Source organism: Paenibacillus sp. EKM212P (assembly GCF_011066115.1).
Taxonomy (GTDB): Bacteria; Bacillota; Bacilli; order Paenibacillales; family Paenibacillaceae; genus Paenibacillus; species Paenibacillus polymyxa_B.
Genome location: NZ_JAAMNR010000004.1, coordinates 87,851 through 112,285, shown reverse-complemented (window position 1 = coordinate 112,285; position 24,435 = coordinate 87,851). Strand labels below are relative to the sequence as shown.

The window sequence follows — 24,435 nt, the reverse complement described above, 5'->3', positions numbered from 1 at the left end:
TACTGGAGAACAAGCTCAGTTTTCTTTTGTATATCCGAGAAAAATCATCTTAGTGATATAATTACATTAAAGCTGATTTATAAAGCTCCACTGTCTTTTCGACAGAAACGGAGCTTTTTTTCATTAAAAGGTATGGAAGTACATAGTAAAAAGTTGTATCATAGCAGTAATGACAAGCTATTTGGGATATAACAACTATAGAAAGTTGGGAACACCACATGCAAATTGATCCGCGCGTGTCCAAGTCCATGTTAGACATGCAGCTGTTAAATAATATGAGTGCTACAACCCAGACGGGTACAACGGACGCTTTTTCCGGATTACTGGAACAAGTAGGTCAGTTGGAAACTGATGGTGCTGTGACACGAGAAAATTCAAGTGATGTTACCAGAGACGAAAACGGTTTGCTATGGCTTCAATTGGGACCTTCGAGGGGAACGGCTTCGTCATTGTACCCCGCTCCTTCCAGCACAGCAACAGACGGACCCACAACACCTACAGCATATGATGATTTGATTAACGAGGCTAGCCAGAAATACGGCGTTCCAGTAGCGTTAATTAAAGCGGTTATTGATACGGAATCTTCATTTAATCCGTCGGTCACTTCTTCGGCCGGAGCCAAAGGGCTTATGCAGCTTATGGATGCTACGGCTCAAGGCCTTGGAGTCAGCGACCCATATGATCCTGTTCAAAATATTGATGCCGGTGTTCGTTATTTGTCTTACCAGATTAAACGGTTTAACGGACAAGAAAATATGGCGCTGGCTGCATATAATGCAGGTCCCGGACGGGTGCAGCGGCTTGGTGTAAATAGTGATGAACAGTTAATGGCTGTACTGGACAAGCTTCCGGTGGAAACGCAAAGATATATTACCAAAATTCAAAATGCACGTGAAAAATATACGATCTAAGCCCTATAGCTTACAACGAAAAAAGTGCGTAATTTCAATTAGATTAGGTCCGCAGACAGGATCAATATGGGGAAAGGGTGTCGCTATAATGTAGCGGCCTTTCCCTGTTTTGGTCTTTTTTTGTTGCAGCAGTTATAGAGCGGAAAAGGGGAGTGCAATGAAATATTTTGATTATGCCGCGACAACTCCGCCTTTTGAAGAGGTGATTACAACAGTTGCCGAGGTCATGAGACGCCACTACGGGAATCCATCCTCGATGCATCGATTTGGAGAGGATGCGGATAAGTTGCTTAAGCGTTCGCGCGAAGTATGTGCTGCGGCTTTGGAAGTGCATCCATCAGAGATTGTCTTCACATCTGGGGCAACGGAAAGCAACAATCTTGCTATCAAGGGAGCAGCTTTGCAGTATCAGACCAGAGGCAAGCATATTGTTACTGTATCGACAGAGCACCCGTCTGTGTATGAAGCTTGCAGACAACTGACAAATCTGGGCTTTGAGGTTACATTTTTACCTGTCGATGCAGAAGGGCATGTGAGCGCCGAACAGGTTTGTGCCGCTGTCCGTAAAGATACGATTTTAGTCAGTATTATGCATGTCAATAATGAGACGGGAAGGGTGCAACCGTTGCATGATATCGGAGTTGCGCTGAAGAAACAGTTCCCTCGCGTTCTATTTCATATTGACGGTGTACAGGGGTTTGGAAAGCTACCGGTTGATATCCGGGGATGGCAGGCTGATCTGTACAGTCTCTCTGCGCATAAGTTGCGTGGACCCAAAGGTGCTGGACTACTATTCGTTCGGGAAGGTGTAGAGCTTTTCCCACTGCATAGTGGCGGCTCTCAGGAGCAGGGTTTTCGTGCAGGTACGGAAAATGTACCGGTGCTTGTTGGTATGTCTAAGGCGATACGGTTGGCGGGCGAACGGCAAGTAGAGACAGCACGCCGTATGACCGAGTGGAGAGAACGGGTGGTCGCAGAAGTGAAGACACTCCCTCAACTGCGGCTGAACAGCGGGGAAGAAGCGCCACATATTGTCCACTTTTCGTATCCGGGCATGAAAGCCGAGGTAATGCTGCATACGCTGGAGCAACTGGGTGTGGTAGTATCCACCAAATCGGCTTGCTCTTCGAAATTGGCTGAACCCAGTCGGGTGCTGCTGGCGATGGGATGCAATGAGGCGGAAGCGTCTGGCGGCATTCGTATCAGCTTCGGTGATGAACATACGGAACAGGATATCGATGAGCTTATACTTGCACTGCGAAAGGCTGTAGCCAAGCTGGAATCCCTTGAAAGGTGGAAACGTTAAAATGCACTATGATATGCTGTTACTTCGCTTCGGTGAATTTACATTAAAAGGGAAGAATCGGACTCGTTTTGAAAAGGCAGTACTGAATCACGTGAAGCTGCTGCTCAAACCGTTTCCCGGTGCTTCTTTGCGGAAGGAATTTGGACGGATTTATGTGGTTCTCGGAGGAGAGCCTTATGAACAGATCATTCAAGTGTTACAAAAAGTGTTTGGCATCACGACAATAAGTCCTGTCAAAATGGCTCCTGTCGAGCTGGGTGCTATCATTGAGACCGCTGTAGCTTTGATGCGTGAGCTGAATGTGGCCGAGGGAACGACGTTCAAGGTAAATGCCCGCAGAGTATGGAAGGAGTTTGCTCATTCCTCACAAGAGATGAATCATTTAATTGGTTCTCCTATATTGCGAGAGTTTCAAGCGTTGAGGGTCGATGTACATCAACCAGATATTGAGTTACGTGTGGAGGTTAGAGAGCAGGCGGCCTATATATTCAGCGATGTTATTATGGCTGTAGGGGGCTTTCCGTTAGGAACGAACGGTAAAGCTATGCTGCTGCTGTCTGGTGGAATTGACAGCCCGGTAGCAGGATGGTCTTCCATGCGTAGAGGATTGGAAATTGAATGTGTACATTTTTATAGCTATCCGTTTACAAGTGAGCGTGCGAAAGAAAAGGTTATTGATTTGGCAAGGGTATTAGCAGGCTATGCGGGTCGAATCAAAATCCACCTTGTCCCGTTTACAGAGGTGCAGACGGCCTTTACGCGCACTGGACAGGATAATCTGATTATTACGCTAATGAGACGGTCTATGCTGCGAATTGCAACGATGCTGGCTGAGCGTGAAGGAGCACTGGCACTCGTGACAGGCGACAGTCTGGGGCAAGTCGCTAGTCAAACGTTATCCAGCATGAATGTGATTGGCCGCTCGACAGAATTACCATTGCTGCGACCTCTCGTAATGATGGATAAACAGGAGATCACGGAAATCGCAAAGCAGATTGGCACCTACGATCTATCGATCCTCCCCTATGAGGATTGCTGCACATTGTTTGTTCCTAAATCCCCAACGACCAATCCAAATTTGTGGGTTGTTCAAAAGATTGAAGCCTCTATTCGGGATTTAAATGTGTTGATTGAACAGGCTGTGGCTACAACGGAGACGCTTGTCCTGGAGGCAGGCGGAGCTATAGAGGGGCGCAAAGAGGAAGTTATACAGGAAGATTGGTTTTAAACAAAAAGGCAGACCCGCCAGCTATTTTGGGTCTGCCTTTTTATTTTAGTTAAAACAGTTTTTGAATGATTTTAGACGGCTTTTTCTCGACTGGACACTGCTCTGCGATTTTGAAGATATCCTGTGAGCAAAATACCTGCCATGACTGCGGCAATAAACAAGATACGCAGCGCAGGATGCTCATTAAAGTAGGGTTCCAGCTTACGTTCTTCAGTAATCATATTAGAGGCTGTATAACCAAGCACAGCCGATCCTAAATAGATAATCCAAGGGAATTTATTGATCAACTTGATAAAAAGAGTGCTTCCCCATACAACGATCGGTACGCTGATTAATAGTCCCAGCACTACAAGGAGCAAATGCTGCTGGGCCGCGCCAGCAACAGCAATCACGTTATCCAGACCCATAGCCGCATCGGCTACAACAATCGTGCGGATAGCACCCCATAACGTTGTTCCCGCTTTGACTTCGGTATGGTCCTCCTGGTCTACGAGCAACTTATACGCGATCCAGACTAACATGACACCCCCGATGAGTAACAACCATGGTACTTGAAGCAGCCAGAGTACCACAATGGTGGCTGCAATGCGAATGAGAAGGGCACCACCGGTACCGTACAGTATCGCTTTTTTTTGCGTTGCAGGAGGCAGCTTTCTGGCGGCAAGTCCAATTACAATCGCATTATCTCCTGCGAGCAGAAGGTCAATAAATATCACATTAAGCAGTAGCCAAAAGAACTGAAGTCCAGACATATCAATCGTTCTCATCTCCCTGATTAAACATCCTAAAATCATTGTATGTTGTTTATTTTAATACCCGTTTTTCGGAAATACGATTCATTATATTGCTGTTTGTTATTGATTTCAAGGTCTTTGCTCAACAAATTTGACATCAATTTTTAATAAATGATGACTTATTTGACAAGGCTTATAAGCATAGCCTCGTCCTATTTCGCATACAAGTAGGATGGGGGTGTTTGTACACATGGAGCATATCATTTTGCTGTTGAAAATATTAATGATTAATTTGGTGTTAAGCGGTGATAATGCGGTTGTTATAGCCATGGCAAGCAAAAACTTGCCTGCAAGGCAGCGGAGTCAAGCTATATGGTGGGGGGCAGTCGGTGCAGTCCTCCTGCGCTGTGTTTTGACTTTTGTAGCTGTCATTTTGCTGGGCATACCCTTTATTCAGGCGGCAGGCGGTCTACTTCTGTTATGGATTGCGTTTAAGCTGCTTTATGAGAATGAGGATCATGTGGGAGTAAGAGCAGAAACAACCATATGGAAGGCTATACAGGTGATTCTGGTAGCGGACTTTGTGATGAGTCTAGATAACGTGTTAGCTATTGCAGCCCTAGCAGATGGGGATATCGCCATTATTGTCATTGGGATTGCGATTAGTATTCCGATTGTCGTCTGGGGCAGCAACGTGATTGCGATCTGGCTTCACCGGTTCCCTGTACTTGTTTTGCTCGGATCTGCAATCCTGGCTTTTACGGCAGGAGAAATGCTACTGCGTGATCCCCGATTGGGTGTATGGTTAGCAGGTACGGGAGAGCTTATACATGCATGGTTACCGGGACTCTTGGCAACAGCAGTTGTCGTTGCAGGTATATATCGTCAGTTACGAGCTCGCCATATTTGAACGTAGTTTTTTTGGAAAACATCGGCTAAAATAGACATAGAGTTTTTGCGAATGCCAAGTTTACTCGGTTTTTGTAAAGACTCTATATTCACAAAAATATACTTAAAAACAATCACATTAAGAGACCTAATAACAAATTCAGCAAACAAAGGAGACCACGATGAATTCCGGAAAAGAGCGTATGATCGGAGTGGGCATTGTTGCCGTAGGACTGATTATTTTGTTGGGGAAACTGGGGGCGTTCTCCTTTTTGGGACGAAACTTTTGGCCTTTGCTGTTTTTAATACCTGGAATCGTACTGCATGCAATGTACATAAAGCGTAAAGTTTCACCCTTTATGTTGCTGCCGGCAGGGATTTTGTCGGTTTATGGCTTCTTATTTTTGCTCTGCAATATTTGGGGCTGGCATTTAATGGCCTATTTATGGCCTTTGTTACTTCTAGGTGTGGCGATTGGATTATGGGAGTATGCCATTAATGATATTTCGCTTTCTCGCAATGTATATACAGGGGGCGTAATATTGGGCTTGGTATCGGTGCTTTTATTGGTTATTACCTCCCTAAGAACGGGTATCATATATGTTATTGCAGTTTTATTGATTGGCGCTGGAATCTGGTTGGTCCTAAACAACCGTGGCAAACGCAAAAGTTAAAACGACAAGCTGTGAGATTTTATGGCGGTAAATTACGGAACAGGCAATAATGTCTTGCTTTATGACATATTTCAACTATAATATAATGGATATGATAAGAGCGTCGGAATGATTTCTGACGCTTATTTTAAGGTTTTCACGCGAATCGGAGAGAGAAGCTGTCTGTACAAAGCCTGAAACATATAGAAGGCTGGCAGGGAGTGGGCCTAAAGAACGATTGTTAGCCTTGAATCAGCACTGCTTCAGGATAGAGACACTATTTTGATATACGGAAAGGATATGGATACAAACCATGCATGCTAGAGAAAACATTCGCAATATTGCGATTATTGCCCACGTCGACCACGGAAAAACGACGCTTGTCGACAAGCTGCTTCAACAGTCCGGAACATTTAGAGAACACGAGGCTGTTCAGGAGCGCGCCATGGACTCCAACGATCTGGAGCGTGAACGCGGTATTACGATTTTGGCTAAAAATACAGCTATCACTTACAAAGATTATCTGATTAACATTGTAGATACACCGGGACACGCCGACTTTGGTGGCGAAGTGGAACGGATTATGAAAATGGTTGACGGTGTTTTGCTCGTCGTTGATGCTTACGAAGGTTGCATGCCGCAAACGAAATTCGTACTGCGTAAAGCGCTGGAGCAAAATCTGACGCCAATCGTTGTAGTAAACAAAATTGACCGTCCGGCAGCTCGTCCGGCAGAAGTTATTGACGAAGTACTGGATCTGTTTATCGAGTTGGGTGCGAATGACGAGCAATTGGAATTCCCTGTTGTGTACGCTTCGGCGCTGAACGGAACATCCAGCATGGATGCTGAAAAGCAAGACGATAACATGCAAGCATTGTACGAAACAGTTGTAGAGCACATTCCGGCTCCAACTGAGAAAGTAGATGAGCCTCTTCAATTCCTCGTAACACTGATGGACTATAACGAATACCTTGGCCGAATTGCAGTAGGTCGTGTAAACCGCGGTATCATCAAGCAGGGGCAAGCAGTCACAGTTATGCAGCGTGATGGTAGCAGTAAATCAGCGCGTATTGAGAAGCTGTTCGGCTTCCAAGGTCTGAAACGTATTGAAACTGACCAAGCGGGCGCTGGTGACATTGTGGCGATTGCGGGAATTAAAGATATCAACATTGGTGAAACCATTGCTGATCCAAATCATCCTGAAGCGTTGCCTGTACTGAAGATTGATGAGCCGACACTGCAAATGACCTTCCTGGTTAACAACAGCCCATTCGCAGGTCGCGATGGTAAGTGGGTAACATCCCGTAAATTGCGTGAGCGTCTTCTGAAAGAACTCGAAACGGATGTCAGCTTACGTGTTGATGAAACAGATAGCCCGGACGCCTTTATTGTATCCGGACGTGGTGAGTTGCATCTGGGTATCCTGATTGAAAACATGCGTCGTGAAGGTTACGAACTGCAAGTGTCCAAACCGGAAGTTATCGTCAAAGAAATTGACGGTAAGAAAATGGAGCCAATCGAACGTCTCCTTATTGATATTCCGGAAGAAAGCATGGGCGCGGTTATGGAAAGTTTGGGCTCCCGTAAAGCCGAAATGGTTAACATGATTAATAACGGCACCGGACAGGTTCGCTTGGAATTCTTGATCCCTGCACGTGGTCTGATCGGCTACACTACAAACTTCCTGACTTTGACTCGTGGTTATGGCGTAATGAACCATGCGTTTGACAGCTATGGACCATTTGTTGGCGGTCAAGTAGGTGGACGTCATCAGGGTGTACTCGTGTCAACGGAAAACGGCAGCTCTACATTTTATGGTATGCTGGGCGTGGAAGATCGCGGTATTTTGTTCCTGGAGCCAGGTACTGAAATCTATGAGGGTATGATCGTTGGGGAGCACACACGTGATAACGACATTGTCGTTAACATTTGTAAAGAAAAACAATTGACAAACGTTCGTTCAGCAACAAAAGACGATACAGTTAAACTGAAAACACCTGTTATTTTCTCTTTGGAGCAGGCGCTCGAATATCTGAATGATGATGAGTATTGCGAAATTACACCTAACGCTATCCGTTTGCGTAAAAAGATCTTGAACAAAGGTGAACGCGAGCGTGCGGAGAAACAACGTAAAACAGCACAAGCAAATATGTAATTGATTGGATTGGTCTTTGGCCACAGCGGCGACGCCCGGGAACGGGATGCGCCGCTGTGTGTGTTTTAGGATTGTAAACTTGGAGAAAGCTATATTTCTCAAAACGCAGGAAAAGGTGTTGAAGCATGAGTAATCTTTCGAACGGATTGCCTCCCCGGACACAAAGCGGGAAAAAATCCGCCAAACCGAAAAAAACGAAAAAGAAAAAAAGCTTTTTCAGATCGTTTATGAAGTTTGTCTTGTTTCTGCTTATTATAGGTATTTTGGCAGCAGGTGGTTATACCTACTATATTTACAATCAGGTAGAGGAAGTTTTGGATACGGGGATCAACAAGGAAGTACCCAAAACACAATTGGCAGAAGCTAAGCCTTTGACTATCTTATTGCTAGGAACCGATTACCGCCCTGATCATCCGACTTATTTGTCCGACGTTATTATGGTAGCTACATTGAACCCCAATACTAAATCGTCTACCATCGTGTCCTTACCGCGCGATACGCGTCTAGAAATGGATGGATATAAACCTCGCAAGTTGAATGAGTATTATCCGGTGTTTAAGGCTAGAGAGAAAGAATCTGGCGAAGTTGCTGAAGAACAAATGAAGAAGATGATTGGCAAATATTTAAACATTGATATTGATTATGTGACGGTTATTAACTTCCAGGGCTTTAGAGATGTAGTAGATAATTTGGGTGGCGTAGATGTGACGGTTGATAAAAACATGTGTTATCGTGACCGTGCAGATGGTACCGATATTAACCTGACAGTTGGAGCCAAGCATTTGAACGGTGATCAGGCTCTTGATTTTGTTCGCTACCGCAAATCGAATTGCCGTCCGAGAACAGCTGAATCTGACGATTTTGATCGTAATCGTCGACAAAATCAGGTGCTTCATTCCCTAATTGACCAAATGCAATCCTTTAACGCTTTGACCAAGTTTAGTACAATTATTAAATCGGTTGATAAGAATATGATGACAGATATCGAGTCACAGCAAATGAAAAATATCGTACAAACCTATTGGAATATTTCCAAGCAAAATGTGAAATACAATCCGGTAGCAGGAACGTGGCGTAGCCCGTATGTGTACATTGATGAGCAACAGCTCGATTTGGCCAAGCAAGCGCTACAAGAGGAATTAGCTAAAAAAGCAAGCGACAATACCGCAGCTTCTTCCAATTCCTGAGTATGTATCTTTCTTCCCACTTATGTTATACTCGCAGCGAGTAAAGCTCTTATATAACATAAGGGGGTTGAGGTATGTCTAAAGTTATAGTGAACCAAGTCTAGGTCCAGTGAGCAATCACTGGGCCTTTTGTGTCTAATTTCAAAAATGGACAGGCTCAGAGGCTATCTTCACTTACAACTTTTCGTTGTTTAATGCTGCTTTGGGGTTCTTTTTTCAGGGAATCAGCAAGTATTAGGTACCCGGTGAATAGGTATAGGTATGAAACACGAGATTGTCCACGCCGCTTTGGAGGGGATTTAATGAAGAAAATTTTTGTGCTGGATACGAATGTGCTGCTGCATGATCCGAAAGCCATTTTTACCTTCAAAGAACATGAAGTTGTTATTCCAGCTGTAGTTCTGGAAGAAATCGACTCCAAAAAACGCAACGCGGATGAGATTGGACGGAATGCCCGCAATGTATCGCGATTGTTGGACGGGTTGAGAGAAGTGGGTCATCTGCATAGTGGCGTTCCACTTCCCCAAGGTGGAAGGCTTAAGGTTGAGTTAAACCACCGAAGTTTTTTGAAAGTTCAGGAGATGTTCGGGGAGGTTTCGAACGATAACCGGATTTTGGCGGTTGCCTTGAATTATCATCTGGAAGAGCAAGAGCAGCCTGAACCACGTTCGGTCGTTTTGGTCAGTAAAGATGTGCTGGTCAGGATCAAGGCAGATGTATTGGGACTGCTGACCGAAGACTACCTATCCGATAGAACAGGCGATCTAAGTGAGCTATATCCCGGATACTCGGCAATACAGGTGCACCCGTCCATCATAGATGAATTTTACTCTAACCGTTTTTTACCAATCAAGCCACTAGAACTACCTTATACGCTGTATCCACATGAATTTGTCATTCTGAAAGATGAAATGGGAACTGGAAAATCAGCTTTGCTGAAAGTAAATCAGGAGGCAGAGCGATTAGAGCCGCTGTACTTAAGTAACGAATCGGTGTGGGGAATCAGCGCGCGTAATGCTCAACAGCGGATGGCATTGGAGCTTTTGCTTAATGACGATATCCCCCTCGTGACCATTACAGGAAAAGCGGGTACGGGCAAAACGCTGCTGGCGCTGGCGGCAGGTTTGCTTAAGGTAGAGGATGAACATCGCTTCAAGAAACTGCTGATTGCTCGGCCTGTTGTTCCTATGGGTAAGGATATTGGTTATTTACCGGGAGAAAAGGATGAAAAGCTTCGCCCGTGGATGCAACCAATCTACGACAATCTAGAGTATCTGTTTGATGCCAAAAAATCAGGTGATATCGACAAAATTTTGATGGGCTTGGGCAGTATTCAGGTGGAGGCACTTACTTATATTCGCGGGCGTTCGATACCTGGGCAATTTATTATAGTCGATGAGGCGCAAAACTTATCCCGACATGAGATCAAAACGATTGTGTCCCGGGTGGGTGAGGGGAGCAAGATCATTTTGATGGGAGATCCGGAGCAGATTGACCACCCTTATCTGGATGCAGCCAGTAACGGTTTAACCTATGTAGTGGAGCGGTTTAAGCAAGAAGGGATTAGCGGGCATATTATGTTGGAAAAAGGAGAACGCTCCAAGCTCGCGCAGTTGGCAGCCGATCTGCTATAAAATCCCTATCGTTATTACAATAATAAAGACCTCGGGAATATCCCGGGGTCTCTTGTTTTGTATACGTAAAAATTCAGAACAATGAAAGTGAGCAAAAGCTTATTTAAAGTTTAATTCGAGCTTAACTTCAAGCATTCCTGCTAAAGTGCGTACTTCTGTGGCTTTGACATAGGAAATAAGCTGCTGTGGGTAGAAACCTAGATCAAAATCTTTTTCCAGCTTGTTGCGGGTCGTATCAGGTAGTTCCAGACCATTAAATACCAATCGATCTACATGAAATAAAATTGCATTTTTCGGTTCATTTTCTACCGTGTAGTGACCTTCTACTCTTAATTTCATCGTTCCCTGCTGACCTTCTACCATAATTCGATCCTGTGCAAATGTAAAGTTGAAGTGATTAAACAATTCATTTTCTGACTTTAAAAAACGGTTAAAGTCCTCTTCGCGAATGCTTATCGTAATCACTTTTCCATTTGTAACCATAGCACCTTGTTGTTGTTGAATGAATTGCGGTAAATCCTGCATAGCTTGAGCTAATGCTTTAAAGTGCTTATTTACCTCGTAGACACCTACATTCTCCCAATAAGCTGTCATTTCGCCAATAAGCTTGCGTAGGGTATCCGGGTCATTACTGGCGTTAACGCCGTCATTTACACGCGACTGAAGCAGGATAATGCGTTTGCGTTGTGCCAGTAAGTTTGTTTTGACTGTCTCCAATTCCATTGAGGCTTGGGTGACTTGTTGTTCTGTTTTTCGCATAGATTGATAATTGGATTCGTATTCTTGAAGCACATCCTGATCGTGACTAATTAATAATAAGTAGTAATCGTACAGAGAGAGAAGTTGCCTTATACTTTTCGCCCCTAGCACTACACTCAACAGCTTGTCCCTTTCTCCCATATAATACGATCGCAGCACAAAACCTGCACGCTTCCGTTGTACGGTCATTTGCTCTTGCTGAACGGTGAGATTACTTCGCAATTCTCGCTGACGCTGCAAAAGAGTCTGCTGCTCTTGACTGATTCGCTCAATTTCATGGTCTATCTCTACAATCGACAGGCTATCTTGTAAAATCTGATTTTCTTCATGAGAGGGAGCGGCCAGAGTAGGACGTACATATATGAAAGTTAGCATCATGATAGTGGTCAGCAGGGTGCTGATTGTGATTTTTATTCGTTTGTTCATTTGGTTTCCCCTTTTATGTATTCCCGAAAAAACTAATGGTAATGTATATGATCCTTTCTGTTTCTTTAACCATTCATTTTATTGTACAGCAGTCTGAGCATGCTTGAAACCCGAAACTGTTTACATTCACGTATGAGTTCTTGCAGAAATGGAAATACAATTTAGTATCAAATAGATTCTATGAACTCTACGAGAGGCATAGGAATGAATAAACAGCTTTTATACCCTATTCAAATACCGGCAAGATCGGTTCATGAAGACGGTTATTTCAGGATGTTGTTAGGAGGGCTAGAGGCATGACTGCAATAAGACAAGATGCATGGAGTGTGGAAGATGACTTGATATTGGCGGAGGTGACATTGCGGCATATCCGTGAAGGTGGGACGCAGCTCGCTGCGTTTGAGGAGGTTGGACAAAAAATCGGAAGAACCTCTGCAGCATGCGGCTTTCGTTGGAACAGCTGCGTGCGCAAACGTTATGATGAAGCGATTAGCATTGCCAAAGCACAGCGCCAGAAGCGCAGTTATATCCGTAAGCAGAACCCGGTAGGTGTATCACAGGTTGCGGCTTTTGCCTCGCTTGATGCAGTCGAAGGTGGGTACAGAACGGATGGTACGAGTGAGGATACGTTATCTATTGATGCAGTAATTCGCTTCTTGCGTCAATGGAAGGGATCCGTCCAGGAAACGAATCGGCAGATTAAGATGCTGGAGAAAGATTTACGGGAAAAGGAAGAAGAATTGAATCAGCTTCGCTCCATTAATGACCGGCTGTCCAAAGAAGTGAATGAGGTGCAAACCGACTATCGTGTTGTGAATGATGATTATAAAGCTCTGATTCAGATTATGGACCGGGCTCGGCGCTTGGCTTTAATCACTGATGATGAGGAAGAGCTTAAATCCAGATTCAAAATGGACGCCAATGGGAATCTGGAGCGCATTGAGTAACAAGATTACTTTTGCAATATTGAAATAAAACGTCAACTAGCGCTTTGCTGTAGTTGGCGTTTTTTGTATTTCTCTAGAGTGCATATGATATAGTAGAAAAAAAGATGGAAGCGAGACGATACAAAGGTGATTGATATTATTGGAGCGGGTTCGCTGGGTTTGTTGTTTGCCGGGAGGTTGTCTGCCTCAGGTACAAAAGTAAGGCTGTGGACGCGTACACTTGAGCAGGCACGCATCATTGCTCGTGAAGGGATTACTGTGTTTGATAAGGAGGGACAGACGGCAGTACATGTGTCCGGGAATAAATTGAAGGTAGCGCCATTGGCAGATTGGCAACTGTTAAATTCACAGGCTCCGGCACGATGGATAATGCTTATGACCAAACAGGGGGCGATTGAAGAAGTATTAGAACAGATCCAGCCTGCAGCTCAAATGGATAGAGATACAGGAATTGTTTGCTTCCAGAATGGAATCGGCCATATAGAACGCATTAGAAAGGCTTGGCCTAAGGCTGTAGTATACCCTGCTGTGACGACTGAAGGAGCCAAGAGGCAGGGAGTAGCATCTATTGTACATGCAGGATCGGGTGTTACTGAAATAGGATGTTCGGAGGAAGAGGAGGAGTCGAAGAACAATAATTTTAATCAATGTGTGCTAAATCGGCTGGTTGCAGCAGGATTTGACGCTTGCTTGTCGAAAGAAATCGAGAACGGTATGTATCGCAAGTTGTTGATCAATGCTGTGATCAATCCGCTGACGGCGTTATGGCGAGTTCGTAATGGCGAGCTGCTTTCGGACCCTATTCGAATACATATGATGCGCAGGCTGTACGATGAAGGCATTCAAGTGTATGAAGCTCATGGTATCCACTGGGAAAACGCATGGTGGGAGCAAATTATGAATGTATGCCGGGCAACGGCAGAGAATCACTCGTCCATGCTAGCTGATGTACTTGCACAGTCCATGACGGAAGTTGCTTCGATTAACGGACAACTGGTGCAGATGGCAGATCGGGCTGGAGTTACTGCACCAACTCATGAGTTATTGTGGCAATTAATTGAAGGCATGCGGCTAAAAGAGGGGTGATCAGTTGAGTCTTATACAAGGTACTATTATTACTTTCAGTATTCTTCCCTTTTTTCCGTTTTTGATCGTGTTTGCGGTTTGTCGCTACATTCTTAAAATGGAAAAAAAGAAATCGTTACTTACTTCTATGGATATTACCACGTTTTTTCTGATATTTTCCGTCGCAGCACTCTTTAACGTCATTTTTACATCTCGATTCGGTTTTTATTTGATTCTACTGCTCCTATTACTGGCCTTGGGTTTAATTGGAGGAGCTCAAAATCGAATAAAAGGGAAGGTTGATGGTAAAAGATTATGTAGAGCGGTCTGGAGATTAACTTTTATGGCGATGACATTGGCGTATATTTTGTTGACTGTAGTTGGTATATTTAAGAATATATTCAACGCCATGTGATATAAGGTGACATGAAAAGGTGAAAAAATATGAATTAATCATGTTTTTTTGAAAAAAAAGCTCAATTTGAAGAAATGTAATGTAGATTTTTTTGACCGCTGGTTGTATAATCTATAAACATATACCACTTTAGAACTAGGGGGAAAACGCTAGATGAAAAGGAAAAGCTTTTTAGTCCTTTTGACACTCATTCTTGCAGTTGGCGCACTGCTCGCAGGTTGCGGCGGCAAGAACGATACCAATGGTAAGGGCGCACAAGAAAACACCTCGACTACGCCGGCTGCGGCCGACAAGCAAATTTTGCGCATTAACCTTGCATCCGAGCCGCCAACGTTCGATCCGGCACAGGCTCAGGATAGTCAAACTAACACGGTTCTGAAAACTTTGTATGAAGGTCTCGTACGTATGGGTCCTGACGGCAAAGAAATCCCTGGCGTAGCTGAATCTTGGAAAATTTCCGATGACGGCAAAACCTATACGTTCAAGCTTCGTGATACTGCAAAATGGAGTAATGGCGACCCAGTCAAAGCAAGCGACTTCGTATTTGCTTGGCAACGGGTATTGGATCCTTCCACGGCTCCTGCACCTCCATATGCTTACCAATTGTACTATATCAAAAATGCTGAGGGTTACAACCTGAGCACTTCGAAATCTTTTAAAGGCACTAAAGTTACAGACTTTAAAGATGTAGGTGTTAAAGCTGTTGACGATCATACATTGCAAGTAGAGCTGGAGCACCCAACTCCTTACTTCTTGGGATTGACTTCTTTCTACACTTTCTATCCTGTAAATCCTTCTGTTAAAGGTAATGATAAGTGGGCTGTTAAGAAAGATAGCATGATCACTAATGGACCTTACACATTAACGACTTGGGACAGCGGTCAAAAGATCGAAGTAACCAAGAGTGAAAACTATTGGGGTAAAGATGAGATCAAGCTGAACAAAATTACGATGTCCCTTGTAAATAGCGGTGCAACAGAGCTGGCTTCTTATAGAAGTGGACAACTCGATTACGCAGGTATGCCAAACGGTGAAATTCCTACCGACCAAATTCCGGCTGTGAAAAAAGAACTGCCTAACGAATTTAAGGCAAAAGGGATTGCAAGTACGTACTACTATCTGTTTAATGTAACTGAAAAACCATTTAACAATGTTAAAATCCGTAAAGCGTTTGCGATGGCTATTGAACGCCAACCAATCGTTGAAAGAGTAACATTGGGCGGTCAAATTCCTGCATACGGCTTTGTACCTCCAGGTATCAAAGGAGTATCTCAAGAATTCCGCACTGAGAATAAAGATGATTACTTCAAAGAAGACTTCACTGAAGCGAAAAAATTGCTTCAAGAAGGTATGAAGGAAGAAGGCGTAACTACACTTCCTCCGGTAACATTGCTGTATAACTCCAGTGAGAGTCACCAAAAGATTGCTTTGGCAGTTGCTGATATGTGGAAGAAAAACCTTGGCGTTGACATCAAAACCCAAAACCAAGAGTGGGGCGTATTTATCCAAACACGTAACAAGCTGAATTTCCAAATCGCTCGTGGTGGATGGTCTGCTGACTATAATGATCCAATGACATTCCTGGATATGTGGACAACAGGCAATGGCAACAACAATGCAGGTTATGCTAACCCAGCATACGATGCTTTGATTGAAGCAGCTAAGAAAGAAACTGATCCAGCAAAACGAATGGAAGATTTTGCGAAAGCGGAGAAAATTCTGGTTCAAGATGATATGGTAATGCTTCCGATCTACTACTACTCAAATGTTTCTTTAACAAAACCGAATGTAAAAGACATTGGGCTTGACTTTAGTGGAGCAGTTGATTTCACAAGAGCGTATATTACACAGTAACTGAAGCTCGATTCTGAAGTTTGATAGTTACTTCGGGATATATATGTGGATAGAACCATATATATCCCGTTTTTTTTGTGTGTCATGGTCTTTTCCATCATCATGTAACCATGTAAATAAGTAGATTGGACAGTCCAATTCTATTTCGATAAAATCGAATGGTGTCGAAAAAAATTTATGGGGGGTGTAAACGGGCAATGACGCGTTATTTGATCAGTAAATTTTTCTACATGCTGCTATCTTTGTTCATTCTGATCTCTGCGACGTTTTTTCTCATGAAAGCAATTCCGGGTAACCCCTTCATGAGTGAAAAAGCGACTTCTCCTGAGATTCAAGCCCGGTTAATGGAGCAATATGGGCTGGATAAGCCTGTATATGTCCAATATTTTAAATACTTAGGTGATATTGCTTCAGGTGATTTTGGTATTTCTATGAAAAAGCTGAATCAAAGTGTAACTGACATTATCGGACAAACGTTTACGGTTTCCCTTAAACTGGGTTTTGTTGCCATAATCGTGTCGATAATTGTCGGTCTCTTGCTAGGTATGCTAGCAGCTTTGTATCATCGTAGGCTAATAGATAACGTTGCAATGGTATTAGCTATCATGGGGATTGCGGTTCCCAGCTTCGTTCTGGCATCGTTGATTCAATTTTTCTTCGCTCAACAGTTAGGTTGGTTTAATGTTATGGGCTTTGACGGTCCGATGGACTACGTTCTGCCTGTTGCAGCTCTATCTGCTTCCCCTATTGCGTTTATCGCTCGACTAACGCGTTCTAGTATGCTGGAAGTGCTTCATGCGGATTACATCAAGACTGCCAAGGCTAAAGGCTTGAAATCCATTACTATTATGTTCAAACACGTTGTGCGTAATGCTATTCTGCCGGTTGTTACCTATGTGGGACCAATGACGGCCAATATTATTACGGGTTCAGTTGTTATTGAACGTATCTTCGGGATTGGCGGTATTGGTAAGGTATTCGTAGATAGTATTACAACCCGTGATTATACCATGATTATGGGAGTTACTATTTTTTACGGTATTTTGCTGATGGTGGCGCGTTTTATTACAGATATTGCATATGGATTTATTGATCCGCGGATTAAGCTTACTGGCGGGAAGGAGGGATAACTTTATGTCTGTTAAAGATAATGCTGTGAACTTGGATAAGCTTCAGGTGAAACCGGAAGATTTCCAGAAGGTCGGGGCGGATGAAAAGCAGTCTGAAGTTATTCAGCGCGAAAGCTTATCCGCTTGGCGAGATGCTTGGGAGCGACTTCGTAAAAACAAACTGGCCATGACAAGCTTGAGTGTTTTGGTTCTCATTGTGCTTGCTTCAATCGTTGGTCCAATGCTGTCCCCATACGATGACCGCACGAATGATTTGTTGAGCACCAATCTTCCTCCTTCGGCGGAACATTGGTTCGGAACAGATGATCTGGGGCGTGATATGTTTGTACGTACTTGGATGGGCGCTCGGATTTCCTTGATTATTGGTTTGGCTGCTGCAATGATTGACTTGATGATTGGAGTTATTTATGGTGGAATTATGGGTTACTTTGGTGGCCGCGTTGATGAAATCATGAATAAATTTTCTGAAATCTTGTACTCCATTCCTTACTTGCTTGTTACGATCCTGTTGCTGGTGGTACTGGAGCCAAGTATCACTACAATTATTATTGCGCTCTGTGTAACGGGGTGGATTAACATGTCGTGGATTGTACGTGGTGAGATGTTACAACTTAAAAACCGAGAATTCGTACTCGCTTCCCGTTCAATGGGTGCAGGTGCTGGTCGTTTGCTGTTCCGTCACTTGTTGCCCAATGCGGTAGGACCGATCATTGTCACACTGACTTTGACAGTTCCAAGTGCTATTTTCTCTGAGGCATTCCTGAGCTTCCTTGGATTAGGGGTACAGGCTCCTCAGGCGTCGTTGGGTTCAATGATTGAATCAGCTCTGACCGGGTGGATGTATTACCCGTGGCGGATGCTTTTCCCAGCAGGTTTGATCAGTTTGATTATGCTTGCGTTCAACCTTTTTGGCGACGGCTTGCGTGATGCGCTTGATCCGAAGTTGAAGAAATAGGAGGTGAGATCATGGTGAGTAGCAACAATTTAATTGAGGTTGAAGGTCTTAAAAAGTATTTTAATGTTGGCAAAAACCGTGTGCTCAAAGCGGTGGACAACCTGAATTTCTATATTCGCGAGGGTGAAACGCTGGGTATGGTTGGCGAATCCGGCTGTGGTAAGTCTACAGCGGGTCGTACGATTTTGCGCTTGTATGAACCTACAGCAGGTAGCGTACGTTTTAACGGTACGGATATTTACAAATTATCACCAAGTAAAATGAAAGCAATGCGCCGTGATATGCAGATGATCTTTCAAGATCCGTATGCATCATTGAACCCGCGTTTTACCGTTTCTGATATTATTGGTGAGGCACTGGATATTCACAATATGGCGGGTAGCCGTGCAGAACGTAAGAAACGGATTGAGGAGTTACTTGATCTGGTTGGTTTGAACCCTGACCATGCAACACGCTATCCGCATGAGTTTTCTGGTGGTCAACGTCAACGGATCGGTATTGCACGTGCACTGGCTGTTAATCCTAAATTCATCATTTGTGATGAGCCGATTTCAGCTCTTGACGTATCTATTCAGGCTCAGGTTGTCAACCTGTTAAAAGAGCTTCAAGAACGTTTGGGTCTAACATACCTGTTCATTGCGCATGATCTGTCGATGGTCAAGCACATCAGTGATCGGGTAGCTGTAATGTATATGGGTAGAATGGTTGAGCTTGCAGAAAGTGCTGAGTTGTATGCAAATCCGATCCATCCTTATACGAAAATGCTTTTGTCGGCGATCCCACTTCCTGATCCAGAAGTAGAAGCCAACAAAAAACGGATTATTATGCCAGGCGACCAAGCAGGCCCGATTCATGATGCATCTGGCAGTAAGACAGGGGCTTATAACCTGGAAAATGCCACGCTCATCGAAGTGTCTAAAGGACATTTTGTAGCTGAGCCTTACGCCTGATCTTGTTTTATGCACCAACCGCCGAGTTATTCGGCGGTTTTTTTTGTAGGAAGCTTTGACGTGGACAGAGGCTTTCGGTACAATCAAGCAGTAAGGTTTTGGTGGAGACAGGAGGCAGACCCATGAAAATAATTCCGGAAACGCTTCGCGGAGGGTCGGCTTTGGCAGAAGATTATATACAGGGTACAGGACGCGCAAGCGACTTGTATGAATATAATGTGCTGCACGCCGATGCTTATGCCCAACGGGCGAAGTGGCTGGATAAGACGGGGCATCTGCGATTAAACCGTAAGGATGTCGTAGCATGTCTTCGTATATACAATGAGAAATACAATTCGTATGAGGCGGTTCGTGCTTCATTGGACCGTCTGGAAAGTCCAGATGCCTTAGTAGTAGCTGGCGGGCAGCAAAGCGGATTGTTCACAGGTCCGATGTTGGTCATTTACAAAGCCGCTACCCTTATTAAGGCGGCGAGAGAAGCTGAGGAACGGCTTGGACGTCCGGTTATTCCCATCTTCTGGATTGCTGGCGAAGATCATGACTGGGACGAGGTCAATCATACATACGTAATGGCAAATGACCCACAAGCCGTCAAAATCAAGCTGAACAAGCAACCTGAACGCCGATCTTCGGTTAGTGCCATTAAAGTTGACGCTTTTGAATGGAAGCAAGCGATAGCGGATATAGAGCAAAGCTTGCCAGATTCAGAACATAAGGCTGATATAATGCGCATGATTGAGAACGGGATAACGGATTCATATGGACTGAGTGAAGCCTTTGCCAAGTTGCTGGGCCTTTTGTTTGGCACCTATGGATTAGTACTCTTGGATTCAGCAGATCCTTCGCTACGCAAGCTGGAAGCATCCGTTTTTAAGCGGCTGGTTCAGCACAATGATGAGTTGGAGCAGGCTTATCGGACGGCTGCCACACGGATCGTAGATTATGGATATCATTTACAAGCCGATGTGCATGAAGGTGGCGCGAATCTCTTTTATATCCATGAAGATGAACGCTTGCTGCTTTTCAAAAAAGCTGGACTATTCACGGATCGACACGGTCTGGTGGCGTTTACTGTGGATGAACTGCTTGAAGAGATAGATAGACATCCCGAACGTTTTAGTAACAATGTGCTAACTCGTCCTCTAATGCAGGATTCACTGTTTCCGGTGCTGGCATCTGTGCTGGGTCTAGGTGAGATTGCTTACTGGGCGATTACACGAGATGCTTTCGAGGTGTTGGAGATGCAGATGCCGATACTGCTGCCACGAATGTCTTTTACGTTGGTAGAGCCAGGTGTGGAGAAGCATATGCTTAAGTATGAATTAAGTTTTGGTCAAGTTAGAGACGGACTTGAGGAACGGAAAAAGCAATGGATTGCCACTCAAGATCAGCTTGGAATGCAGGATCAGTTTTCAGGGGCTAAGGAAGCTTTTGTCCGCATGTACGAACCACTTGTGCAGCAGACAGGTTTGATTGAAAAAGGTTTGCTACGGCTCGGAGAAACCAACCGCGAGAAGATTCTGGCACAGATCGCCTATCTGGAGGCAAAAGTTCAGGAAGCGTTGCTTCGGCAAAATGAAACAGCACTTCGCCAGTGGGATCGTATTGAATGGTCGCTTTTTCCATTTGGACAGCCGCAGGAGCGGGCGTATACGGTCTATCATTTTCTAAATCGTCATGGTCTCAGCTTGATTGATACGATTATGAATGTACCATTGGATCTGACAGGTACGCATCGTGTTATTTATGTATGATTGTTATTTTATATAGGATTTATCATGGAGCAAATTTAACCAATATGAAGGAGGAAACAAAGTATGACTTCCCATTCTCTACAAAATAGCATAGTTCACGATCTTAAATTGGCCCCTGAAGGTCATTTAAAAATTGATTGGGTAGAAGCCCATATGCCGGTATTGAACCGTATACGTCAACAATTTGAGCAAGAGCAGCCTTTTGCTGGTCTGAAGGTAACCATCTGTCTACATTTGGAGGCCAAAACGGCTTACCTGGCTAAAGTGGTACAAGCAGGTGGAGCGCAGGTAACTATTACGGGGAGTAATCCTTTGTCTACACAAGATGATGTTTGTGCCGCATTAGTTGAAGATGGCGTTACAGTATTAGCTAAATACAATCCAGACCCAGAAGAATTCAAGAATTTGCAAATCAAGGCACTGGAAACAAAGCCGGATCTCATTATAGATGATGGTGGTGACTTGGTTACTCTGTTGCAATCCGAACGGCCTGATCTGATTTCTACGATCCGTGGGGGAGCAGAGGAGACAACTACTGGCATTATTCGTTTGAAGGCTTTGGAAAAAGAAGGGCAACTTCACTTTCCGATGGTGGCTGTTAATGATGCTTACTGCAAATATTTGTTTGATAACCGCTATGGTACAGGACAGTCAGCTTTCGACGGCATTATTCGTACGACTAATCTGGTTGTAGCAGGAAGTACAGTGGTTGTGGTAGGTTATGGCTGGTGTGGCAAAGGAGTTGCAATGCGTGCGAAAGGGCTGGGAGCTAACGTTGTTGTAACCGAAGTTGATCCGATCAAGGCAGTAGAAGCCCATATGGATGGTTTCCATGTCTTGCCGATGGTAGAGGCTGCCAAACTGGGCGACTTCTTTATTACAGTAACTGGAAACAAGGCTGTAATTACAGGAGAACACTTTGATGTGATGAAGGATGGAGCTGTGCTGTGTAACGCAGGGCATTTTGATGTGGAGGTTAGTAAGCCTGAGCTTGCTAAACGTTCCGAATCCATTCGTACGGTGCGTCGCAATATCGAGGAATATCGTTTTAAAGATGGACGTAAAATGTATTTGCTGGCAGAAGGACGCCTCGTGAATCTGGCTGCTGCTGATGGACATCCTGCGGAAATTATGGATACGACATTTGCGCTTCAGGCGCTTGGCTTGAAATATGTGAATGATCGTTACAATGAACTAGGCAAAGCCGTTATTAATGTACCTTATGAAATTGATGAGCAGGTAGCTCGATTCAAGCTTGATAGTCTGGGAATCCAAATTGACACGTTAACTGAAGAACAAAAGATCTATTTGGACAGCTGGAACGCGTAATCGGATTTTTCCATCACGATTTTCGCTGCAAAGTGTTGCGTTTTTAATGCAAGTATTTGTTTAGGTTGACATAATGGACAGAGAGTAAGCCCTTTATTCCGTGTTGTTTCGAAACCTGATGCATATTGTCGGGGGACGGCTTCATGGGATAAGGGGCTTTTTTGCATCTTGTGACGCGGAGCTACAATAACAGACATAATGGTATGGATCCGGCTTCTATCACTTTTTGGTAATGAAAAAGAGGTCTTTGATTTTTTAAAGCGAATCTATTATGCTTAGGTGGTGGAAAGTGGGCCAAAGTGGGAGAATGGGGTAAGGGGTGACGAAACCAATGTTTATGGGGGAGTTCCAACATAGCATTGATGAGAAGGGTCGGCTTACTGTACCGGCCAAGTTTCGTGAACTTCTCGGTGCCTCGTTCGTGGTTACCCGCGGGTTGGACCAATGCCTCTTCGTGTATCCCATGGATGAGTGGGCTGTCATGGAGAAAAAACTTAAAGCACTGCCTCTGATGAAGGCCGATGCGCGGGCGTTTACCCGTTTTTTTTTCTCGGGGGCGACTGAATGCGAATTGGACAAACAGGGCAGGGTAAATTTACCGGGGAATTTGTGCGAATACGCCAAGCTCACTAAAGAGTGCGTCGTATTGGGAGTGTCCACCCGTGTAGAGATTTGGAGCAAGCACACTTGGGAGCAATATTTCAACCAATCAGAAGAAGCATTTAACGACATTGCTGAGAAATTGGTTGATTTCAACTTTGAATTGTAATTTAGGAGGTCAGCCGTTTGTTTCACCACATTACCGTACTCAAAGAAGAAGCAACACAGGCACTAAACATCAGGCAGGACGGGATTTATGTGGACTGCACGTTGGGAGGGGCAGGACACAGTTCCGTCATTGCATCACAGCTTGGCCCTGAGGGAAGGCTCATTGCCTTTGATCAGGACGACTGGGCATTGAACAATGCGCGAGAGAAGCTGTCAGCCTATGAAGGCAAGATTTCATTAGTGAAATCCAACTTCCGCCACTTGCAGGACAAGCTGACCGAATTGGGATTGCCCGAGAAAGACGGCGTCCCGCAGGTCCAGGGTATTTTGTTCGATCTGGGTGTGTCCTCGCCCCAGTTCGATGAGGGGGAACGGGGATTTAGCTACAATCATGATGCGCCGCTTGATATGCGGATGGATCAGAGTAGCTCGCTTACGGCTTACGAAATTGTCAATGAATGGTCGGAAGCAGAGATTGCGCGTATTTTGTTTCATTACGGAGAAGAGAAGTTTTCACGGCGGATCGCAAAGATCATGATTGAACGTCGATTGAACAAGCCTATTCACACAACTGGGGAACTTGTCGATATTATCAAAGAAGGAATTCCGGCTGCGGCACGCAGAACCGGGGGACATCCGGCTAAACGCAGTTTCCAGGCTTTGCGGATTGCTGTGAATGATGAGTTGGGTGCACTGGAAGATACTTTGCATCAGGCAGTAAGATGTCTGGCTCCAGGAGGCAGAATTTCGGTCATTACATTCCATTCTCTGGAGGATCGGATATGCAAGCATATTTTCAAGGAGTATTTGGCGAAAAGCATCTATCCATCTGATTTGCCTATTTTGGAGGACAAAATGGAAGGCGATCTGAAGCTGGTGAACCGTAAGCCGATTGTGGCGTCAGAGCAGGAACTGGAGCTTAATCCACGGTCCCGGTCAGCGAAGCTGAGAGTTGCCGAGAAATTGTAAATTTAATGGAGAAGGAGAGGCGACATGGCTTATACACGCGGTAATTTGGCTGTAAAAGAAAGAGCCCGTCAGGAACAGGTTCAGCAACAACGGTATCGTGAGACCACCAAAGTCGTTACACGCCGCAGAGAGCTGCCGATTCGAGAAAAGCTGCTGTATCTATTGACACTTGTAGCGTGCATTGTCATTGCTGGTATGTTGATTAGCAGGTACGCTCACATTTATCAAATCAATTATTCGATTAATACGGCAAGCAAGGACATTTCCAAATTACAGACCAATATCGCCCAACTGAAGATTCAAAAGGAGCGTCTGGAAAATCAGATCGTGCCGACTGCAAAGCAACAGGGATATATCGAACCAACAAGAGAGCCCATTCGTGTGGAAAAGCAGGCTGCCAAATAGTTAAGGGCATAGC

22 protein-coding genes are annotated in these 24,435 nt (G+C 44.5%); 20 read left to right on the top strand and 2 right to left on the bottom strand.

Translation table 11 applies throughout. The features are described 5' to 3' along the window. The first annotated feature begins 218 nt into the window (after positions 1 to 218). The 3 genes from G9G54_RS13015 to thiI all read left to right on the top strand — a co-directional run bounded on the left by G9G54_RS13015 (position 219) and on the right by thiI (position 3,445). A complete protein-coding gene (locus G9G54_RS13015; RefSeq protein WP_069289995.1) occupies positions 219 to 911 on the top strand; it encodes a lytic transglycosylase domain-containing protein in 693 nt (230 codons plus the stop codon). A gap of 157 nt (positions 912 to 1,068) precedes the next feature. After that, positions 1,069 to 2,217, top strand: coding sequence for a cysteine desulfurase family protein (locus G9G54_RS13010; protein WP_165178396.1), 1,149 nt, complete (start codon positions 1,069 to 1,071; stop codon positions 2,215 to 2,217). A gap of 1 nt (position 2,218) precedes the next feature. Further along, complete coding sequence (gene thiI, locus G9G54_RS13005; RefSeq protein ID WP_165178395.1) at positions 2,219 to 3,445, top strand: tRNA uracil 4-sulfurtransferase ThiI; 1,227 nt, start codon at positions 2,219 to 2,221, stop codon at positions 3,443 to 3,445. 71 nt (positions 3,446 to 3,516) lie between these two features. Here the strand turns inward: thiI and G9G54_RS13000 are convergent, their stop codons facing one another. Then, the gene (locus G9G54_RS13000; protein ID WP_165178394.1) at positions 3,517 to 4,212 is read right to left on the bottom strand and encodes a TerC family protein; all 696 of its coding nucleotides are present in this window, start codon (positions 4,210 to 4,212) and stop codon (positions 3,517 to 3,519) included. 217 nt (positions 4,213 to 4,429) lie between these two features. Between G9G54_RS13000 and G9G54_RS12995 the strand changes: the two genes are divergently transcribed. The 5 genes from G9G54_RS12995 to G9G54_RS12975 all read left to right on the top strand — a co-directional run bounded on the left by G9G54_RS12995 (position 4,430) and on the right by G9G54_RS12975 (position 10,696). Then, positions 4,430 to 5,089, top strand: coding sequence for a TerC family protein (locus tag G9G54_RS12995; protein WP_013311114.1), 660 nt, complete (start codon positions 4,430 to 4,432; stop codon positions 5,087 to 5,089). 160 nt (positions 5,090 to 5,249) lie between these two features. Continuing rightward, positions 5,250 to 5,741, top strand: coding sequence for a hypothetical protein (locus G9G54_RS12990; protein WP_165178393.1), 492 nt, complete (start codon positions 5,250 to 5,252; stop codon positions 5,739 to 5,741). A gap of 292 nt (positions 5,742 to 6,033) precedes the next feature. Further along, complete coding sequence (gene typA / locus G9G54_RS12985; RefSeq protein ID WP_061828529.1) at positions 6,034 to 7,875, top strand: translational GTPase TypA; 1,842 nt, start codon at positions 6,034 to 6,036, stop codon at positions 7,873 to 7,875. Positions 7,876 to 8,000: 125 nt separating this feature from the next. Next, complete coding sequence (locus tag G9G54_RS12980; protein ID WP_061828528.1) at positions 8,001 to 9,062, top strand: LCP family protein; 1,062 nt, start codon at positions 8,001 to 8,003, stop codon at positions 9,060 to 9,062. 302 nt (positions 9,063 to 9,364) lie between these two features. Further along, a complete protein-coding gene (locus G9G54_RS12975) occupies positions 9,365 to 10,696 on the top strand; it encodes a PhoH family protein (protein WP_023989462.1) in 1,332 nt (443 codons plus the stop codon). Between the two features lie 99 nt (positions 10,697 to 10,795). On the opposite strand, the gene G9G54_RS12970 is transcribed toward G9G54_RS12975, so the two are convergent. Next, complete coding sequence (locus G9G54_RS12970; RefSeq protein WP_165178392.1) at positions 10,796 to 11,881, bottom strand: hypothetical protein; 1,086 nt, start codon at positions 11,879 to 11,881, stop codon at positions 10,796 to 10,798. Between the two features lie 296 nt (positions 11,882 to 12,177). Between G9G54_RS12970 and G9G54_RS12965 the strand changes: the two genes are divergently transcribed. The 12 genes from G9G54_RS12965 (at position 12,178) to G9G54_RS12910 (ending at position 24,422) form a co-directional block, all read left to right on the top strand. Then, positions 12,178 to 12,828, top strand: a complete 651-nt coding sequence (locus tag G9G54_RS12965) for an RsfA family transcriptional regulator (RefSeq protein ID WP_165178391.1) — start codon at positions 12,178 to 12,180, stop codon at positions 12,826 to 12,828. Positions 12,829 to 12,954: 126 nt separating this feature from the next. Continuing rightward, the gene (locus G9G54_RS12960) at positions 12,955 to 13,914 is read left to right on the top strand and encodes a ketopantoate reductase family protein (protein ID WP_165178390.1); all 960 of its coding nucleotides are present in this window, start codon (positions 12,955 to 12,957) and stop codon (positions 13,912 to 13,914) included. Positions 13,915 to 13,918: 4 nt separating this feature from the next. After that, on the top strand, positions 13,919 to 14,308 hold the full coding sequence (locus G9G54_RS12955) for a DUF3397 domain-containing protein (protein ID WP_165178389.1): 390 nt from the start codon (positions 13,919 to 13,921) through the stop codon (positions 14,306 to 14,308). Between the two features lie 153 nt (positions 14,309 to 14,461). Then, positions 14,462 to 16,162 (top strand): peptide ABC transporter substrate-binding protein, encoded by a 1,701-nt coding sequence (locus G9G54_RS12950; RefSeq protein WP_165178388.1) that lies wholly within the window; start codon positions 14,462 to 14,464, stop codon positions 16,160 to 16,162. A gap of 197 nt (positions 16,163 to 16,359) precedes the next feature. After that, a complete protein-coding gene (locus G9G54_RS12945) occupies positions 16,360 to 17,292 on the top strand; it encodes an ABC transporter permease (protein ID WP_023989458.1) in 933 nt (310 codons plus the stop codon). Between the two features lie 4 nt (positions 17,293 to 17,296). Next, a complete protein-coding gene (locus G9G54_RS12940) occupies positions 17,297 to 18,247 on the top strand; it encodes an ABC transporter permease (RefSeq protein WP_013311103.1) in 951 nt (316 codons plus the stop codon). 11 nt (positions 18,248 to 18,258) lie between these two features. Then, complete coding sequence (locus tag G9G54_RS12935) at positions 18,259 to 19,197, top strand: ABC transporter ATP-binding protein (RefSeq protein ID WP_013311102.1); 939 nt, start codon at positions 18,259 to 18,261, stop codon at positions 19,195 to 19,197. 122 nt (positions 19,198 to 19,319) lie between these two features. Continuing rightward, positions 19,320 to 20,951: a bacillithiol biosynthesis cysteine-adding enzyme BshC gene (gene bshC, locus G9G54_RS12930; protein ID WP_165178387.1), complete on the top strand. Its 1,632-nt coding sequence runs from the start codon at positions 19,320 to 19,322 to the stop codon at positions 20,949 to 20,951. A gap of 63 nt (positions 20,952 to 21,014) precedes the next feature. Then, positions 21,015 to 22,280, top strand: coding sequence for an adenosylhomocysteinase (locus tag G9G54_RS12925; protein ID WP_165178386.1), 1,266 nt, complete (start codon positions 21,015 to 21,017; stop codon positions 22,278 to 22,280). Between the two features lie 331 nt (positions 22,281 to 22,611). Next, a complete protein-coding gene (gene mraZ / locus G9G54_RS12920) occupies positions 22,612 to 23,049 on the top strand; it encodes a division/cell wall cluster transcriptional repressor MraZ (RefSeq protein ID WP_013311099.1) in 438 nt (145 codons plus the stop codon). Positions 23,050 to 23,066: 17 nt separating this feature from the next. Continuing rightward, positions 23,067 to 24,017 carry a 16S rRNA (cytosine(1402)-N(4))-methyltransferase RsmH gene (gene rsmH, locus G9G54_RS12915; RefSeq protein ID WP_061828520.1) on the top strand — a complete coding sequence of 317 codons (951 nt, stop codon included), beginning with the start codon at positions 23,067 to 23,069 and terminating at the stop codon, positions 24,015 to 24,017. Positions 24,018 to 24,041: 24 nt separating this feature from the next. Further along, the gene (locus G9G54_RS12910) at positions 24,042 to 24,422 is read left to right on the top strand and encodes a hypothetical protein (RefSeq protein WP_025721604.1); all 381 of its coding nucleotides are present in this window, start codon (positions 24,042 to 24,044) and stop codon (positions 24,420 to 24,422) included. Positions 24,423 to 24,435: the final 13 nt, after the last annotated feature.

What these genes read in the sequence shown, in the direction of transcription:
- G9G54_RS12925 (WP_165178386.1), top strand. Translation starts at nt 21,015, where the DNA reads ATGACTTCCCATTCTCTACAAAATAGCATAGTTCACGATCTTAAATTG.
- thiI (WP_165178395.1), top strand. Translation starts at nt 2,219, where the DNA reads ATGCACTATGATATGCTGTTACTTCGCTTCGGTGAATTTACATTAAAA.
- G9G54_RS12975 (WP_023989462.1), top strand. Translation starts at nt 9,365, where the DNA reads ATGAAGAAAATTTTTGTGCTGGATACGAATGTGCTGCTGCATGATCCG.
- G9G54_RS12940 (WP_013311103.1), top strand. Translation starts at nt 17,297, where the DNA reads ATGTCTGTTAAAGATAATGCTGTGAACTTGGATAAGCTTCAGGTGAAA.
- G9G54_RS13010 (WP_165178396.1), top strand. Translation starts at nt 1,069, where the DNA reads ATGAAATATTTTGATTATGCCGCGACAACTCCGCCTTTTGAAGAGGTG.
- G9G54_RS12910 (WP_025721604.1), top strand. Translation starts at nt 24,042, where the DNA reads ATGGCTTATACACGCGGTAATTTGGCTGTAAAAGAAAGAGCCCGTCAG.
- G9G54_RS12970 (WP_165178392.1), bottom strand. Translation starts at nt 11,881, where the DNA reads ATGAACAAACGAATAAAAATCACAATCAGCACCCTGCTGACCACTATC.
- G9G54_RS13015 (WP_069289995.1), top strand. Translation starts at nt 219, where the DNA reads ATGCAAATTGATCCGCGCGTGTCCAAGTCCATGTTAGACATGCAGCTG.
- G9G54_RS12995 (WP_013311114.1), top strand. Translation starts at nt 4,430, where the DNA reads ATGGAGCATATCATTTTGCTGTTGAAAATATTAATGATTAATTTGGTG.
- G9G54_RS12945 (WP_023989458.1), top strand. Translation starts at nt 16,360, where the DNA reads ATGACGCGTTATTTGATCAGTAAATTTTTCTACATGCTGCTATCTTTG.
- G9G54_RS12935 (WP_013311102.1), top strand. Translation starts at nt 18,259, where the DNA reads ATGGTGAGTAGCAACAATTTAATTGAGGTTGAAGGTCTTAAAAAGTAT.
- G9G54_RS12980 (WP_061828528.1), top strand. Translation starts at nt 8,001, where the DNA reads ATGAGTAATCTTTCGAACGGATTGCCTCCCCGGACACAAAGCGGGAAA.
- G9G54_RS12990 (WP_165178393.1), top strand. Translation starts at nt 5,250, where the DNA reads ATGAATTCCGGAAAAGAGCGTATGATCGGAGTGGGCATTGTTGCCGTA.
- mraZ (WP_013311099.1), top strand. Translation starts at nt 22,612, where the DNA reads ATGTTTATGGGGGAGTTCCAACATAGCATTGATGAGAAGGGTCGGCTT.
- G9G54_RS13000 (WP_165178394.1), bottom strand. Translation starts at nt 4,212, where the DNA reads ATGAGAACGATTGATATGTCTGGACTTCAGTTCTTTTGGCTACTGCTT.
- typA (WP_061828529.1), top strand. Translation starts at nt 6,034, where the DNA reads ATGCATGCTAGAGAAAACATTCGCAATATTGCGATTATTGCCCACGTC.
- bshC (WP_165178387.1), top strand. Translation starts at nt 19,320, where the DNA reads ATGAAAATAATTCCGGAAACGCTTCGCGGAGGGTCGGCTTTGGCAGAA.
- G9G54_RS12950 (WP_165178388.1), top strand. Translation starts at nt 14,462, where the DNA reads ATGAAAAGGAAAAGCTTTTTAGTCCTTTTGACACTCATTCTTGCAGTT.
- G9G54_RS12965 (WP_165178391.1), top strand. Translation starts at nt 12,178, where the DNA reads ATGACTGCAATAAGACAAGATGCATGGAGTGTGGAAGATGACTTGATA.